This is a genomic window from Streptomyces sp. NPDC002536 (assembly GCF_053594995.1).
Window position 1 is genome coordinate 20,495 of the sequence record NZ_JBSFWU010000085.1, and the last position, 14,077, is coordinate 34,571.

Annotated in this window: 13 protein-coding genes; 7 read left to right on the top strand and 6 right to left on the bottom strand. The window is 71.0% G+C overall.

Annotated elements, in window-relative coordinates:
* Nucleotides 1-166 precede the first annotated feature (166 nt).
* The 5 genes from ACWD4B_RS26260 (at nt 167) to ACWD4B_RS26280 (ending at nt 7,658) form a co-directional block, all read left to right on the top strand.
* Nucleotides 167-1,468, top strand: coding sequence for an ABC transporter substrate-binding protein (locus ACWD4B_RS26260; RefSeq protein ID WP_451423069.1), 1,302 nt, complete (start codon nt 167-169; stop codon nt 1,466-1,468).
* The gene (locus tag ACWD4B_RS26265; RefSeq protein WP_451423070.1) at nt 1,468-2,367 is read left to right on the top strand and encodes a carbohydrate ABC transporter permease; all 900 of its coding nucleotides are present in this window, start codon (nt 1,468-1,470) and stop codon (nt 2,365-2,367) included. Before ACWD4B_RS26260 ends, ACWD4B_RS26265 begins: the two co-directional genes overlap by 1 nt.
* A complete protein-coding gene (locus ACWD4B_RS26270) occupies nt 2,364-3,197 on the top strand; it encodes a carbohydrate ABC transporter permease (protein ID WP_451423071.1) in 834 nt (277 codons plus the stop codon). Before ACWD4B_RS26265 ends, ACWD4B_RS26270 begins: the two co-directional genes overlap by 4 nt.
* A gap of 48 nt (nt 3,198-3,245) precedes the next feature.
* Nucleotides 3,246-4,487 carry a glycoside hydrolase 5 family protein gene (locus ACWD4B_RS26275; RefSeq protein WP_451423072.1) on the top strand — a complete coding sequence of 414 codons (1,242 nt, stop codon included), beginning with the start codon at nt 3,246-3,248 and terminating at the stop codon, nt 4,485-4,487.
* Between the two features lie 138 nt (nt 4,488-4,625).
* The gene (locus tag ACWD4B_RS26280) at nt 4,626-7,658 is read left to right on the top strand and encodes an alpha-mannosidase (RefSeq protein WP_451423073.1); all 3,033 of its coding nucleotides are present in this window, start codon (nt 4,626-4,628) and stop codon (nt 7,656-7,658) included.
* Here the strand turns inward: ACWD4B_RS26280 and ACWD4B_RS26285 are convergent.
* From ACWD4B_RS26285 to ACWD4B_RS26310, 6 genes are all read right to left on the bottom strand, one after another.
* Nucleotides 7,624-8,136: a DoxX family protein gene (locus ACWD4B_RS26285; protein ID WP_451423074.1), complete on the bottom strand. Its 513-nt coding sequence runs from the start codon at nt 8,134-8,136 to the stop codon at nt 7,624-7,626. The two genes, ACWD4B_RS26280 and ACWD4B_RS26285, sit on opposite strands and share 35 nt — an antisense overlap.
* The gene (locus ACWD4B_RS26290) at nt 8,133-8,669 is read right to left on the bottom strand and encodes a cupin domain-containing protein (protein WP_451423075.1); all 537 of its coding nucleotides are present in this window, start codon (nt 8,667-8,669) and stop codon (nt 8,133-8,135) included. The genes ACWD4B_RS26285 and ACWD4B_RS26290 overlap by 4 nt, the downstream gene beginning before the upstream one ends.
* 34 nt (nt 8,670-8,703) lie before the next feature.
* Complete coding sequence (locus ACWD4B_RS26295; protein WP_451423076.1) at nt 8,704-9,507, bottom strand: SDR family NAD(P)-dependent oxidoreductase; 804 nt, start codon at nt 9,505-9,507, stop codon at nt 8,704-8,706.
* Nucleotides 9,504-10,256, bottom strand: coding sequence for a cupin domain-containing protein (locus ACWD4B_RS26300; RefSeq protein WP_451423077.1), 753 nt, complete (start codon nt 10,254-10,256; stop codon nt 9,504-9,506). Before ACWD4B_RS26300 ends, ACWD4B_RS26295 begins: the two co-directional genes overlap by 4 nt.
* A complete protein-coding gene (locus ACWD4B_RS26305; RefSeq protein WP_451423078.1) occupies nt 10,253-11,419 on the bottom strand; it encodes a 2-deoxy-scyllo-inosose synthase in 1,167 nt (388 codons plus the stop codon). The genes ACWD4B_RS26300 and ACWD4B_RS26305 overlap by 4 nt, the downstream gene beginning before the upstream one ends.
* Before the next feature lie 139 nt (nt 11,420-11,558).
* A complete protein-coding gene (locus tag ACWD4B_RS26310) occupies nt 11,559-12,308 on the bottom strand; it encodes a YoaK family protein (RefSeq protein ID WP_451423079.1) in 750 nt (249 codons plus the stop codon).
* Nucleotides 12,309-12,432: 124 nt separating this feature from the next.
* Between ACWD4B_RS26310 and ACWD4B_RS26315 the strand changes: the two genes are divergently transcribed.
* The gene (locus tag ACWD4B_RS26315) at nt 12,433-13,347 is read left to right on the top strand and encodes a LysR family transcriptional regulator (RefSeq protein WP_451423080.1); all 915 of its coding nucleotides are present in this window, start codon (nt 12,433-12,435) and stop codon (nt 13,345-13,347) included.
* Nucleotides 13,348-13,468: 121 nt separating this feature from the next.
* Entirely contained in the window at nt 13,469-13,825 is a 357-nt protein-coding gene (locus ACWD4B_RS26320; RefSeq protein WP_451423081.1) for a PadR family transcriptional regulator, read from the top strand.
* Nucleotides 13,826-14,077: the final 252 nt, after the last annotated feature.

A 14,077-nucleotide genomic window follows, 5' to 3' on the forward strand; every position in this document is an offset into this window, starting at 1 on the left:
CGGAGCGCTGGAGCGACACTGGATCGACACTGGGGCGACACTGGGGCGGCATTCACACTAAAGCGCATTAGTCCTCGGCGGAAGTATTGACGCAACTCCCCTTCCGGGTGCACCTTTTGACCGCACCTCCCGGCCCGTTCACCGGATCGAAGGAGCCCCGTCGGCCATGACCGCATCCCGCAGAGCCGTGCCCGCCGCTGCAGTTCTCCTGGCCACCGCGCTCACGCTCACCTCCTGCGGATCCGGCGGATCCGGCGGCGGAGGGGGGTCCGACGCGGCCGGCAAGGTCGAGGGCGGCATCAGCTTCCAGACCTGGAATCTGCGGGCCGGTTTCAAGGACTATTTCGAGGGCCTGGTCAAGGAGTTCGAAAAGGCGCACCCGGGCGTCACGGTCCGCTGGCTGGACCAGCCCGCGGAGAACTACGCGGAGAAGCTCAGCGCCGACGCGGGCGGCGGCACGCTGCCGGACGTCGTGAACGTCTCGCCCGACCTCGCACATCCCCTCGCCAAGGCGGGACTCCTCGTCGACCTGGACCGGGAGAAGGTCGCAGCGGCCTTCAAGGGGGAATACACACCCGAGGCGTGGAAGGGCAACGAACTGCCCGGCCTGGGTGGCACGTACGCCTTCCCCTGGTATCTCAACACCGGGCCGCTCTTCTACAACAAGGAGCTGTTCGAGCGGGCCGGCCTGGATCCCGCGAAGCCGCCGAAGAGCTACACCGAGCTGTTCGACTGCGCCGCCCGGATCTCCCGGCAGTCGGGCGGGAAGATCGCCACGCTGGCGAGCAGCCCGACCATCGAGGACTTCGGCCGCTACGGGGTGCGCCTCACCGACGGCGATGCCACGGCCTTCACCTACAACGAACCGAAAGGCGTCGAACTCCTCACCCGGTACCGGGAGCTGTACCGCAACGGCGGCCTCGATCCGCAGGCGCTCAACAGCACCCCGGAAAGGGCCGGTCAGAAATTCCTGGAGCAGAAGGTCGCCATCAATCCCGGAAGCGCCCACGACCTCGGCACGTTCAAGCAGAACGCCCCGAGCCTGTACAGGAATCTGGGCATCACGGACGCCCCCAACAACAACGGAAAGCCCAACATGTACGTGATGGGCCTCGCGGTCGCGCAGCACAGCAAGCACAAGGCGGCCGCCATCGCCTTCGCCCACTTCGTCACCGACCGGAAGAACCAGGAGGAGTTCGCCCACAAGGTGGCCGTCTTCCCGAGCACGAAGGGCTCGCTGGAGGACCCGTACTGGACGCGGGACGACGGCACCGACGAGGGGCGGGTCCGGGTGGCCTCCGCGAAGATGCTGAAGGGTGCGGTGAATTACACGCCCGTCGTGATGAGCGACGAGATGAAGACGATTCTGAAGAACGAGGTCGCCAAGGCGCTCCAGGGAAAGAAGTCCCCGCAGCAGGCGCTCGACGACGCCGTGGCGCAGAGCAACAAGCTCCTCAAGCAGAGCTGATGACAGTGCAGTCGTCCCCGCAGCGCGTCCGCACCCACCGGGCCGTCAGCCCATGGCTCTTCCTGCTGCCCGGCCTCGCCGTCGTCGCCGCCTTCAGCCTCTATCCCTTCCTCACCACCCTCGGCAAGGCGTTCACCGATGCGCGCACCCTCGCCCCCGGCCGGTGGACCGGGCTGGAGAACTTCCAAGACATGCTCCACAACGAGCAGTTCTGGGTGGCCCTGCGCAACAGCGCCCTGTACGTCGTGCTCGTCGTCCCGTTCACGGTCCTGCTGCCGCTGCTGCTCGCGCTGCTGGTGCAGAAGCAGATCCCCGGTGTCGCCTTCTTCCGTTCGGCCTTCTACACACCGGTCGTGGCCTCCGTGGTCGTGGTGGCCCTCATCTGGGTGTGGATGCTCGACGACCGCGGGCTGATCAACGGCCTCCTGCAGCTGCTCGGTGCGGGACCGGTCGACTTCCTCGGCAGCTCATGGCTGTTGCTGTTCAGCGCCATGGCACTGACGGTGTGGAAGGGCCTGGGCTACTACATGGTCGTCTATCTCGCCGCGCTCGCGAACGTCCCCCGCGAACTGCACGAGGCGGCCGCCGTCGACGGGGCCGGGGCGCTGCGCCGGTTCGTCAGCATCACTGTCCCCGCCGTCCGCTCGACCATGGTGCTGGTCGGCGCGCTCTCGTCCGTGGCGGCGTTCAAGGTCTTCTCGGAGGTCTACCTGATGGCCGGGCCGACCGGCGGTCCGGCCGGGCAGGACACCACCCTCGTGATGCTGGTGCAGCGCACCGGCACCGGCCTCAACGGCCGCACCGGCTACTCCTCCGCCCTCTCCCTCGTCGTCTTCGCCGTCACGCTGGTGCTGATGCTGCTGGTGCTGCGCGCCGACCGCAGGGAGGAGCGCGCATGAGGCACCGGATGCCCGGCTGGGAGAAGGCGCTGCGCTATGTGCTCATGCTCGCCGTGCTGGCCGTCTCCGTCGGCCCGTTCCTCTGGCAGCTGTCCACCTCCCTCAAGGGCACCACCGAGGACATCTACACCTCTCCCCCGCGCTTCCTGCCCGCGCACCCGACCCTGCACAACTACGCCGAGGTCGCGGACATCATCCCGGTCTGGGACTACGCCCTGAACTCCCTGAAGGTGGCGGCCGCCAGTGTGCTGACCAACCTCGTCGGCGCCTCCATGGCCGGGTACGCACTCGCCCGGCTGCGCTTCCGGGGCCGCGGCGTTGCGGGGCTCGCGTTCGTCATGGCGCTGCTGGTGCCCGTCGAGTCCGTCGTCATCGCGCAGTTCACCATGGTCCGGGACCTGCACCTCAACAACACCCTCACCGCCGTCGTGCTGCCCGGCTCCGTCGGGGCGCTGAACGTGCTGCTGATGCGCAACGCATTCGCCGCCCTGCCGTACGAGACCGAGGAGGCGGCCGTCATCGACGGGGCGAACGTGTGGCAGCGGTTCGTGCGGATCGCGCTGCCGTCGGTGCGCGGGACGCTCGCCGTCGTCGCGATCTTCGCCTTCATGGGGGCGTGGGACGACTTCCTGTGGCCGCTGGTCGTCCTCTCCGACCCGGACCGCTTCACCCTGACCGTCGGACTGAACTTCCTGCACGGCACGTTCCAGCAGAACCCACGGCTGGTGGCCGCCGGAACCGTCATCGCGGTCGCACCGCTGCTGGCGATGTTCGCCTGCCTCCAGCGGTACTTCTTCCGCGGCGTCGGCGAAGGCGCCGTCAAGGGCTGATCCGAAAGCCGGTCCACAGGCTGATCCTTCTCACGGAGAGGTCACTGCATGTCTTCTTCCGCTCCGCGCTTCGGCGTCAACTACACGCCGACCAATGGGTGGTTCCACCACTGGCTGGACTTCGACCTCGACGAGATCCGGGCCGATCTCGACTCCCTGGCCGCCCTCGGCCTGGACCACCTCCGTGTCTTCCCGCTCTGGCCCGTCTTCCAGCCCAACCGCACCCTCGTGCGGCCGCGCGCGATCGAGCAGCTGGTGCAGCTCGTGGACGCGGCCGGGGAGCGAGGCCTGGACGTCGCCGTGGACGGGCTGCAGGGGCACCTGTCCAGCTTCGACTTCGTCCCGTCCTGGACCACCACCTGGCACCGGCGGAACATCTTCACCGACCCGGACGTCGTCGAGGCGCAGGCCGCCTACCTGTCCGCCCTCGCCTCCGCGCTGTCCGGCCGGCCGCACTTCCTCGGCATGACGGTCGGCAACGAGGTCAACCAGTTCTCCGGAGCGCCGCATCCGGACCCCGACCGGATCGACCGCGAACAGGCCGGGCGGTGGCTGCGGCGGATGCTGGACGCGTGCGAGAAGGGTGCGCCCGGGCGGGCGCACGTGCACGCCTCGTACGACGTCGCCTGGTACGACGGCGGCCATCCCTTCACGCCTGCCCATTCGGCCCGGATCGGGGCCATGACGGCCGTGCACTCCTGGGTGTTCGACGGCACGGCACAGCGGCACGGGCACGATGGCGTGCCCACGGAGCAGCACGCGGCCTATCTGATCGAGCTGTCGAAGGCCTGGGCCGAGGACGTGCACCGTCCGGTGTGGCTGCAGGAGGTCGGCGCGCCAGCGCCGCACGTCCCGCCCGAGCGGGCGGCGGCGTTCACGGACGCGACCGTGGCCGCTGCGCTGGACTGTCCGGATCTGTGGGGCATCACGTGGTGGTGCTCGCACGACGTGGACCGGGGGCTGGCGGACTTCCCCGAACTGGAGTACGGGTTGGGGTTGTTGACCCATGACCGGCGGGTCAAACCGGCCGGGGAGGTGGTGGCACGGTGGGCGGCGCGACCACGCCGTGCGGCTGCGCTGCGGAGGGTCGGGCTGGTGCTGGATGCGGGGGATGTGGAGGGGGCACCGTTGCGGGCGCAGTGTGCGCCCGGTGGGGCGTATTTCGAGGCGTGGATGCGGATTGCCTCCGGCGGTGGGCGGCCGGCTTCGGTGCTGGCCCAGCGGGCCGGAGATGCGGAGTACTTGGCGGGGCGGGGGATTACGGATGTGGTGGCGGTGGGGGATGTGTGAGGGGTGTCGCGGCTTCGCCGCTCGTCCTCAAACTCCCCCAGCTAACGCTGGGAGGTGCCCCCAGACGGGCTGATAGTGCGCCGCACCCGTGGGCATGCCTACATCACTGGCCGACCTCTCGCTCGGTAAGGACACTCGATGCACAACGACCGCAGCATCACCGAAGCCCGTCTCAAGCGGGTTCTGGACGAACGCATCCGCCCCGCCGTCTATCCCGAGTCGGTGCCGCTGGACGTGTCCGTCTGGAACGCCCCGGGCGAGCCCGTCCCCGTCGCCGAGGGTCTGGCGGCCCCGCGTACGCCCGTCGCGGCGGGGGCCGCCTGGGGACCGCCCTGGGGCACCAGCTGGTTCACGGTGTCGGGGGCCGTGCCGCAGGAGTGGGCGGGCCGTACCGTGGAGGCCCTGCTCGACCTGGGCTTCGACGACAACATGCCGGGCTTCCAGTGCGAGGGGCTCGTCTACCGGCCGGACGGCTCCCCCGTCAAAGGTCTCAACCCGCGCAACCAGTGGGTGCGCATCAGCGACCGGGCCCGCGGCGGCGAGCCGGTGCTGCTGCACATCGAGGCCTCGTCCAACCCCGTGATCCTCGACTACCACCCGTTCACCCCCACCGAGCTGGGCGACCGCGAGACGGCCGGTGACGCACCCCGCTACCGGCTGGCCCGGATGGACCTGGCCGTCCTCGACCGCACGGTGTGGGAGCTCGTCCAGGATCTGGAGGTGCTGGACGGGCTGATGCACGAGCTGCCGGAGGACGGGCCGCGCCGCTGGGAGATCCTGCGGGCCGTCGAGAGCGCCCTGGACGCGGTCGATCTCCAGGACATCGGCGGCACGGCGGCCCGGGCGCGCGAGGCGCTCGCGGGTGTGCTGTCCTCCCCCGCGCACGCTTCCGCGCACCGCCTGAGTGCCGTGGGGCACGCCCACATCGACTCGGCGTGGCTGTGGCCGCTGCGCGAGACGGTGCGCAAGGTGGCCCGTACGACCGCGAACATGACGGCGCTGCTGGAGGACGAGCCGGAGTTCGTCTACGCGATGTCGCAGGCGCAGCAGTTCGCCTGGGTCAAGGAGCACCGTCCCGAGGTGTACGCGCGCGTGAAGAAGGCCGTCGCGGAGGGGCGCTTCGTGCCGGTCGGGGGCATGTGGGTGGAGTCGGACACGAACATGCCGGGGGCGGAGGCGCTGGCGCGGCAGTTCGTGCACGGGAAGCGGTTCTTCCTGGAGGAGTTCGGGATCGAGACGGAGGAGGTGTGGCTGCCGGACTCGTTCGGCTACTCGGCCGCGCTGCCGCAGCTGGTGCGGCTGTCGGGGTCGAAGTGGTTCCTGACGCAGAAGATCTCCTGGAGCCGGACCAACAAGTTCCCGCACCACACCTTCTGGTGGGAGGGGCTCGACGGCACCCGGGTGTTCACCCACTTCCCGCCGATCGACACCTACAACGCCCAGCTGTCGGGCCGGGAGGTGGCGCATGCAGTGCGCAACTTCCAGGAGAAGGGCGGTGCGACGCGCTCGCTCGCACCGACCGGCTGGGGCGACGGTGGTGGCGGCACGACGCGGGAGATGCTGGCGCGGGCGAAGCGGCTGGCGGATCTGGAGGGTTCGGCGCGGGTCGGCTTCGAGAAGCCGTCGGCGTTCTTCGAGAAGGCGCACGCGGAGTACCCGGACGCACCCGTGTGGGCGGGCGAGCTGTACCTGGAGCTGCACCGGGCGACGCTCACCAGTCAGGCCCGCACCAAGCAGGGCAACCGGCGCTCGGAACACCTGCTGCGCGAGGCGGAGCTGTGGGCGGCGACGGCGGCGGTGCGGACCGGATTCCCGTATCCGTACGGGCAGTTGGACCGGCTGTGGAAGACCGTGCTGCTGCACCAGTTCCACGACATCCTGCCGGGCACGTCGATCGCGTGGGTGCACCGCGAGGCCGCGGAGACGTATGCCGCCGTGGCGCGGGAGCTGGAGGGGCTGATCGCGGACGCGCTGGCGGCGCTGGCCGGTGACGGCTCGTCCGGCGGGACGGTGGTCTTCAACGCGGCACCGCACGCGCGCGGCGGCGTCGCGGCACTCGGCGCGGTGCCCCGGGGTCCCGCCCCGATGCCGGCCGCCGTGCGGCCGCGCGAGGGCGGCGGCTTCGTGCTGGACAACGGCCTGCTGCGGGTGGGGATCGACGGGCGCGGGCTCGTGGTCTCGGTGTACGACCCGGCCGCGGACCGGGAGACGATCGCCCCGGGCGCGGCGGCCAACCTGCTGCAACTGCACCAGGACTTCCCGAACATGTGGGACGCCTGGGACGTCGACCACTTCTACCGGAACACGGTGACCGACCTGACGGACACCGAGACGCTCCAGGCTTCGGACGACGGGAGCGTGCGCGTCGTCCGGGCCTTCGGGAACTCCCGCGTCGAGCAGAGGATCAGTCTGCCGGCCGGGGCACGCCGGGTGGAGGTGGAGACGGAGGTCGACTGGCACGAGACGGAGAAGTTCCTCAAGGCCGCCTTCCCTCTGGACGTGCATGCCGAGCGGATCGCCGCCGAGACCCAGTTCGGCCACCTGTACCGGCCCACGCACACCAACACCAGCTGGGACGCGGCCAAGTTCGAGGCCTGCGCGCACCGGTTCGTCCACCTGGAGGAGCCGGGCTGGGGTGTGGCGCTGGTCAACGACTCGACGTACGGCTACGACGTGAGCCGCACGGAGCGTGGAGCGGGCACCGGGACCACCACGACGGTGCGGCTCTCGCTGCTGCGCGCACCGCGCTTCCCGGACCCGCGCACCGACCAGGGGGTGCACCGCTTCCGCTACGCGCTGGTGCCGGGCGCGACCGTCGCGGACGCGGTGCGCGAGGGGTACGCGATCAATCTGCCCGAGCGCCGGGTGCCGGGGACGGACGAAGTGCCGCCGCTGGTACGGCTGGAGGAGGGCGGCAAGAGTGCGGTGGCCGTGTCGGCGGTGAAGCTGGCGGACGACGGGAGCGGTGACGTCGTCGTCCGCCTCTACGAGTCGCTGGGCGGCCGGGCGCGGTCCCGCCTCGCCGTCGACTTCCCGCTGGGCACGGTGGCGTACTGCGACCTGCTGGAGCGGCCGACGGCGCCGGCGGAGACGGCGGGCGGGACCGTCCGCCTCGCCCTGCGCCCGTTCGAGGTCGTCACCCTCCGGCTGGCGCGGAGGAACCGCCCCTGAGCAGGGGCAGCGCGGCGCAGCCGGCCACGACCCCGACGCCGAGGAACAGCGGCCCGTACGCGGTGCCGCCGTTCCAGCCGACGACGGGGTCGAGGGCCAGGCGCCCCGGCCCGGTGAGGGCCGGGACGGCTCCCAGGGCGGCGAGGACGAGGGGGTACTCGTATCCCCCGCCCTGGGACCAGAAGCCCTGCCCGCGCTTGACGCCGACCGCCACCAGCATGACCCCGGTCTGCCCCGCCGCGGCGAGCGGGGTGAGCAGGCCGAGGAGCAGCAGCACGCCCGACCCCAGCTGCACGGCGCTCGCCGCGAGGAGGCAGAGCAGCGGTGCGCGCATGCGGGCGTGCGCGAACTCGGCGACGCCGGCCTGCAGTCCCCCGCCGCCCGCGAACGGCACGACCTTGTGCAGTCCGTGGGCGACGAGGAGCAGTCCGCACACCAGGCGCAGGACGAACAGGCCTGTCGCCAGGCCTGCGGTCACTGGCACCACCATCCGCCGGCGGCCCGCACGCCGTACTTCTTCTCGATGCCGGGCACGAGGTCCATGCGGTAGGTGATGCCGTAGCGGGCACCGAGGGCCTGCACGGCACCGCTCTCGGTGGCGCCGCGCTCCGACATCTCCCCGAACTCGCCGAAGTACCGCTCGATGGCGGCACCCGGGGAGCTGAGTTCCAGCATGCGGGCCGGGGCGTCGGTCGGGTTCCACAGGGAGTGCACCACGCCGCGGGGGCGGAAGATGCAGCTGCCGGCGGGGGCGACGAACTCCTCGTCGCCGACGAGGAATCCGAGCTCTCCCTCGGTCACATAGCTGACCTGGTCCTCGTGGGTGTGGATGTGCGGGGCGACCAGCACCCGGGGGGCGATGGGCTGTTCGTGCATCTCGTACGCGCCGTCGGTCCAGTCGGCGGAGACCTTGAAGACGAGCGGCATGGATCCCATGCGCAGGGACCGCCCCTCCCCGGGCGCGTAGAAGACGGTCCGCTGTGAGACCGGTGCGGATGCGGTGTCGCTCACGAGTGTTTCCTTCTTGTCGATCTTGTCGATCCGTCTAGTGCATGCCGCGGATGCTGCCGCCGTCGACGCCCCAGATGCTGCCGGTGACGAAGGAGGCGGCGTCCGAGGCGAGGAAGGCGATCACGCGGGCGACCTCGTCCGGCTCGCCCATGCGCTGCAGGGGCAGCTGGCGGCCCTTGAGTTCGTGCTCGACCGCTTCGCGGGGCTCGCGCTCGTGCAGATCGCCGAGCGTGTCGGCGAATCCGCCGGGCCTGGCCCACAGGGGAGTCCAAACGGGGCCGGGGGCCACGGCGTTGACGCGAATGTGCGGGCCTTCGGACAGGGCCAGGCTCTTGGTGAGGCTCAGCAGCCCGGCCTTGGAGACCTGGTAGTCCGCGGGGGCCGCCTCGGGCTGGCGGGCCAGGTCCGAGGCGTTGGTGACGATGCAGCCCTTGCCCTGTTCGCGCATGGCGGGCAGGACGGCGCGGACCGCGCGGACGGCGCTGAGGAAGTTGACCTCGAACGTGGCGAGCCAGGCCTCGTCGTCCAGTTCGTCGAAGCCGCGGGCCAGGCACTGCCCGACGTTGTTCACGAGGACGTCGACCCGGCCCCGGAAGGGGTCCAGCGCTTCCCGGATGCCCTCGCGGACGCCACCGGCCGTCGAGAGGTCCACGGCCGCCGAGCTCACCTCGGCGCCGAGGTCGCGCAGTTCCTCCGCCGTGTCGGAGAGGAGGTCCTTGTCCCGGTCCAGGAGGGCGAGTGCGGCGCCCTCCCGTGCCAGGACGTGCGCGGTGGCCCGTCCGATGCCGCTGGCCGCTCCCGTCACGACGGCGACGCGGCCGTCGAGCTCCAGCTTCATCGCGCGAACACCTCCGTGGAGATCAGCCGCAGCGGCCTGTCGGCGGAGCGGTTGACGACGGTGCGCTCGCTGCCGTGCGGGACGGCGATGCAGAACCCGGTGCCGCCGGTGAGGACTTCCTCCTGCACGGTGACCGAGACCTCGCCGTCCAGGACGAACAGCACCTCCACCCGGTCCGGTATGCGGTACGGGCCGAGGGAGCCGCCGGGCGGGATCACGACCTCGTGGAAGGAGTGCCAGTCGCCCGTGAAGTGCGGTGCGAGATCCACCGAGTTGACGGACAGGGACGTGCCGGTGCCGCGGAAGCCGGTGACGGCGCGCAGGGCGACGCGTACGCGGAGGTGCTGCGGGGCGGCCGCGGCTCCCTCTCCGGGAAAGACCTCGGTGACGTAGAAGGACATCTCGCCGGTGCCGGCGTTGGCGATGGTGTGACGCGCGCCGATCGGCGTGGTGATGAGGTCGCCCTCGCCCACCTCCAGCCGTTCGCCGTTGATGTGCATGACGGCGCGTCCCGTCACGATGTAGTAGATCTCCTCGGTACGGGCGTGGAGGTGCTCGCCGATGGAGGCGCCCGGGAGCAGCGTCACGTACTCGACGCAGTTCCACCGGCCTTCCAGGTGCATGCCGTTGACGAGCTGCTTCCAGCGGGCGACCCCGGTTCCGCCGAGCTGGCAGCGGGTGACGGCGGGCCCGGAGATGTCGTTGCTGATGGTGCCGAAGGGCGCCGTGGCGACGGGAGCGGTGGTCACAGCGCGGCCCCCTTGCCCGCCTCGGGCAGGTACGCCTCGATGCCGGCGCGGACGACGGCCTCGTCGATCTGGGTGATGACGTTGTCGCCGACCCAGTGCGGCCTGCCCAGCCCGTCCAGGATGATCATGTCGACGGTGCCGGGGCGCGCCGGCACGTAGCCGCGCTTGTTGTCCAGGCGGACGGCCTCCAGCAGCCGGTCGGCGTCGAGTTCGCCGGGCAGCTGCGTGGGCGCGCCGTTGAGCTCCAGGAGGATGCGGTGCGCCTTCTCGTCGTCGGGGCCGAGGAGGCCGAGCTCGCCGGAGATCCGGGCGGCGACGAGCATGCCGACGCCGATGGCGAAGCCGTGGCGCAGAGCGCCGCCGGTGAGCAGCTCGGCCGCATGGCCGACCGTGTGGCCGTACTCCAGCACGAGGGCCTCGCGCTTCTCCCGCATGTCGTTGCGCATGACGGCGGTCTTCGCGTCGACGCAGAGGCCGATGAACTCGGCGAGGGTCTGCGGCGTGTAGCGGGCGTCGGGGCGCAGTCGTGCGGCGACGTCGTCGAAGCGGTCGGGGCAGATCCCGAGCACGTTCTTGATCATCTCGCAGAGGGCGGAGCGGATCTCGGCCGCGGGCAGCGTGTCGAGGAAGTCCAGGTGGTTCCAGACCAGTACGGGCGCGTGGAAGGTGCCCAAGTGGTTCTTGCCGACGCGGGAGTTGACCGCCTGCTTGAGGGACAGCACGGAATCCGACATGCCCAGCAGGGTGGTCGGCATGTGCACCAGGCGCAGGCCGCGGAAGATGAGCGCCGCCATCAGGCCGGCGACGTTGCCGGCCAGGCCGCCGCCCAGGGCGACGACGACCGAGTTGCGGGTCACGCCGCCGCGGATCGCGTTCTCCGCCAACCGGTCCAGGGTCTCGATCGTCTTGGCCTTCTCACTGGCCGGAACGCTCAGGACCTGCGTCGGGGCGACGGCGCCCAGGCGGCTCTGCACCTCGGCGGAGAGGGCCGCCGGGACGCCGTCGTCGGTCACCACCACGAAGCGGTCGGCCTGCAGGGCCGCCAGGTGCCGGCTCAGCTCCTCCCAGGACGCCTCGCCGTTGCGCACGTGGAAGGGGTATTCGGCGGTACCGAAGGTGACGGTGCGGTCGAGGGAGACCGCACCTGACTGAAGGAGCGTCACGTTTCTTCCAATCCGAGAGAACCGATGCTGCCTGCCGCGGCCCTCCCGGCGGGGAGGCCTCCGCGGCGGGTCAAGATTCCCTCGGCACCCGCAAAGGGCGTAAGTGCTGGCTTGCTATTGCAAGTTCACACATAGCAGGTCATTTCCGGCCTGCACCGCCTGCACCCTCGCGGCCCGCCCCCTCCCGTCGTGCAGCGGCCGCATAGCCCACGAGCACGGCCAGCACCGCCGCCGAGCCCACCACCAGGCAGGTCGTCATCCCCGAGTGGCGCAGCAGCCACGCCCCCGCGAAGGCGCCCACGAGCATCAGCGCCACGGCCCCGGCCCGCCGTCCGACGCGGGGGTTCTCGCCGCCGGCCAGGCCGGAATCCGCCGCGAGCCCCGTGATGGTGAGGGTGAGCACCGTGGTCGTCATGTCGGGCAGGGCGAGCCGCCGCACGGTGGCGTTGCGGCACCCCATCGCCAGGGCGAGCGCGGCGATGACCGCATAGCGCCCTCCGGTGCCGTCGACCGAGACCGTGGCCGCGATCACTGTCGCGAGCACCGTGCCCGCCGCCTCCACGGCCAGGGCCGCACTGACCCAGTGCCGACGCGAGCGCAGGTGCAGCGCCAGGCGCCCGCCCACCACGGCGCCGGCGAGGAACCCGCCGAGCGAGACCGCCGAGGCCGCCATGGAGAAGCCGGCGGTGCCCGCGGCGGCGAAGCCCAGGATCACCACGTTGCCGGTCATGTTGGCCGTGAACACGTGGCCGAGGCCGATGTAGCTCACGGCGTCCAGAAAGCCGCTCACCAGCGTCAGGCACGCCAGGGCGGTGACCAGCCCGCGGCCGTCGGCGGCATGGGCCGGTCGCGCGGGCGCCCGGCCCGCCGTGTCCGTCGCCGAACTCATCGTTGCGTCTCTCCGTCCGTCTCGAACCGTCCGTCTCGAACTCCTGACGCAACTGAGCTTCGCCGCCCTATGATTGATAGGTCCAACGGATAGTTTCAATGAGTTCGATCGACAGGAGCGAACAGTGGAGTTGCGACAGATAGAGCACTTCCTCGTCGTGGCGCAGGAGCAGCACTTCACCCGTGCCGCACAGCGTCTGCACGTGGCGCAGTCCACGCTCTCCTCGTCGATCCGCAACCTGGAGCGCGAGCTGGGACAGCAGTTGCTCGTCCGGACGACCCGGCGCGTGGAGATCACCGCGGCCGGCCGGGCCCTGCTGCCCGCGGCACGCAGGATGCAGGCGGCCGCCGCGGAGGCGCGGGCCGCGGTCGCCGAGGTCGGAGCGCTGCTGCGCGGCCGCGTGACCATCGGGCTGATCCAGACGCTGGAGGCGCTGGACGTGCCCGCACTGCTGGCGGAGTTCCGCGCCGCTCACCCCGGCGTCGAACTCCGGCTCGTCCAGGGCGACTCCGCACAGCTCATCGAGGGCGTCCGCACCCATGCCTACGATCTGGCGCTGGTGACCGGCGACCTCCAACAGCGCCGGGAGGACGTGATCCTGTCGACGATCGCCGAGGACCGCGTCGTCCTCGTGACGGCTCCGGACCATCCCCTGGCCCGGCGTGACCGGGTGGAGCTGGGCGACCTGGCCCCCTTGCCCTTCATCGACTTCCGGGAACTGTCCAGCCTGCGCACCCTCATCGACACGGCCTGCGCGCATGTCGGCATCGAGCGGCAGGTCACCTGCCAGGTCGAGCACATGCCCGGCCTGATCGACCTGGTCGCCCACGGGCTGGGCGTCGCGCTCGTCCCCCGCAGCACGGCGGACGCCTCGGCCCCCCGGGTCGCGTCCGTCGAGGTGCTGCCGGCGATCAGCCGGCGCATCGCCGTCGCCACCGCCGCCCCCGGCCCCGTCGAGCCGGCGGCTCGGGTCCTGCTGGAACTCGTCAGGAACAGGGCGGAATCGGGGCTCTCCGATATTCATGCACAGAACGCATAGGTGGTACGAGATCGTCATTTCTCTGATCATTGACCGCTGCCTAGTGTCGGGCATGCAGAGCGGATCCGCGCGTCCGTCAACGGCGTCGAGCTGCGTGGGCCGAAGCACATTGGGGGAATACATGATCCACACGGTCAATCTTCTCGAGCCCACCGTCCTGTTACTGCTCCACGAGAGGCCCGGGCACGGCTACGACCTCATCCAGCGGCTCCGCGAGCTCGACCTGGACTTCGCCGAGGCGCCCGGCACCGTCTACCGCTGTCTCAAGTCCCTGGAGAAACGAGGTCTGATCAGCCACGAGCGCGCCATCTCCGACGCCGGGCCCAGCAGGAAGATCTACCGGACGACGGCCGCGGGCGGACTGGCCCTCGACGACTGGATGGGGCGCCTCTCCGAGGTCCGGGAGCTGCTGAGCACCTGCATCGACAGGTCGGCCGGCCACTTGACGGCCGTCTGCTCCCCCTGCCGGGCGGCCTAGCGCCCGGCAGGGGCGCGGGGCTGTTTACATATGCGGCTCCGCCGCGTGGGCGCGACCAGCCAGTTGCGCCCTGTAAGGGGCGCGGGGAACTGCGCGACCAGCCACCGACGGCCCGCAGCCGACGCACCACCCCAGGGGTCCGGGGCGAAGCCCCGAGAACCTCGACTGCGGGCGCACTCCCTCCGCCACCGGTCCTCAAGCGCCGGCCTCCTCCTCTGCATGCCCGCAAGCGGAGCGCCGGCCTGCCGCCGT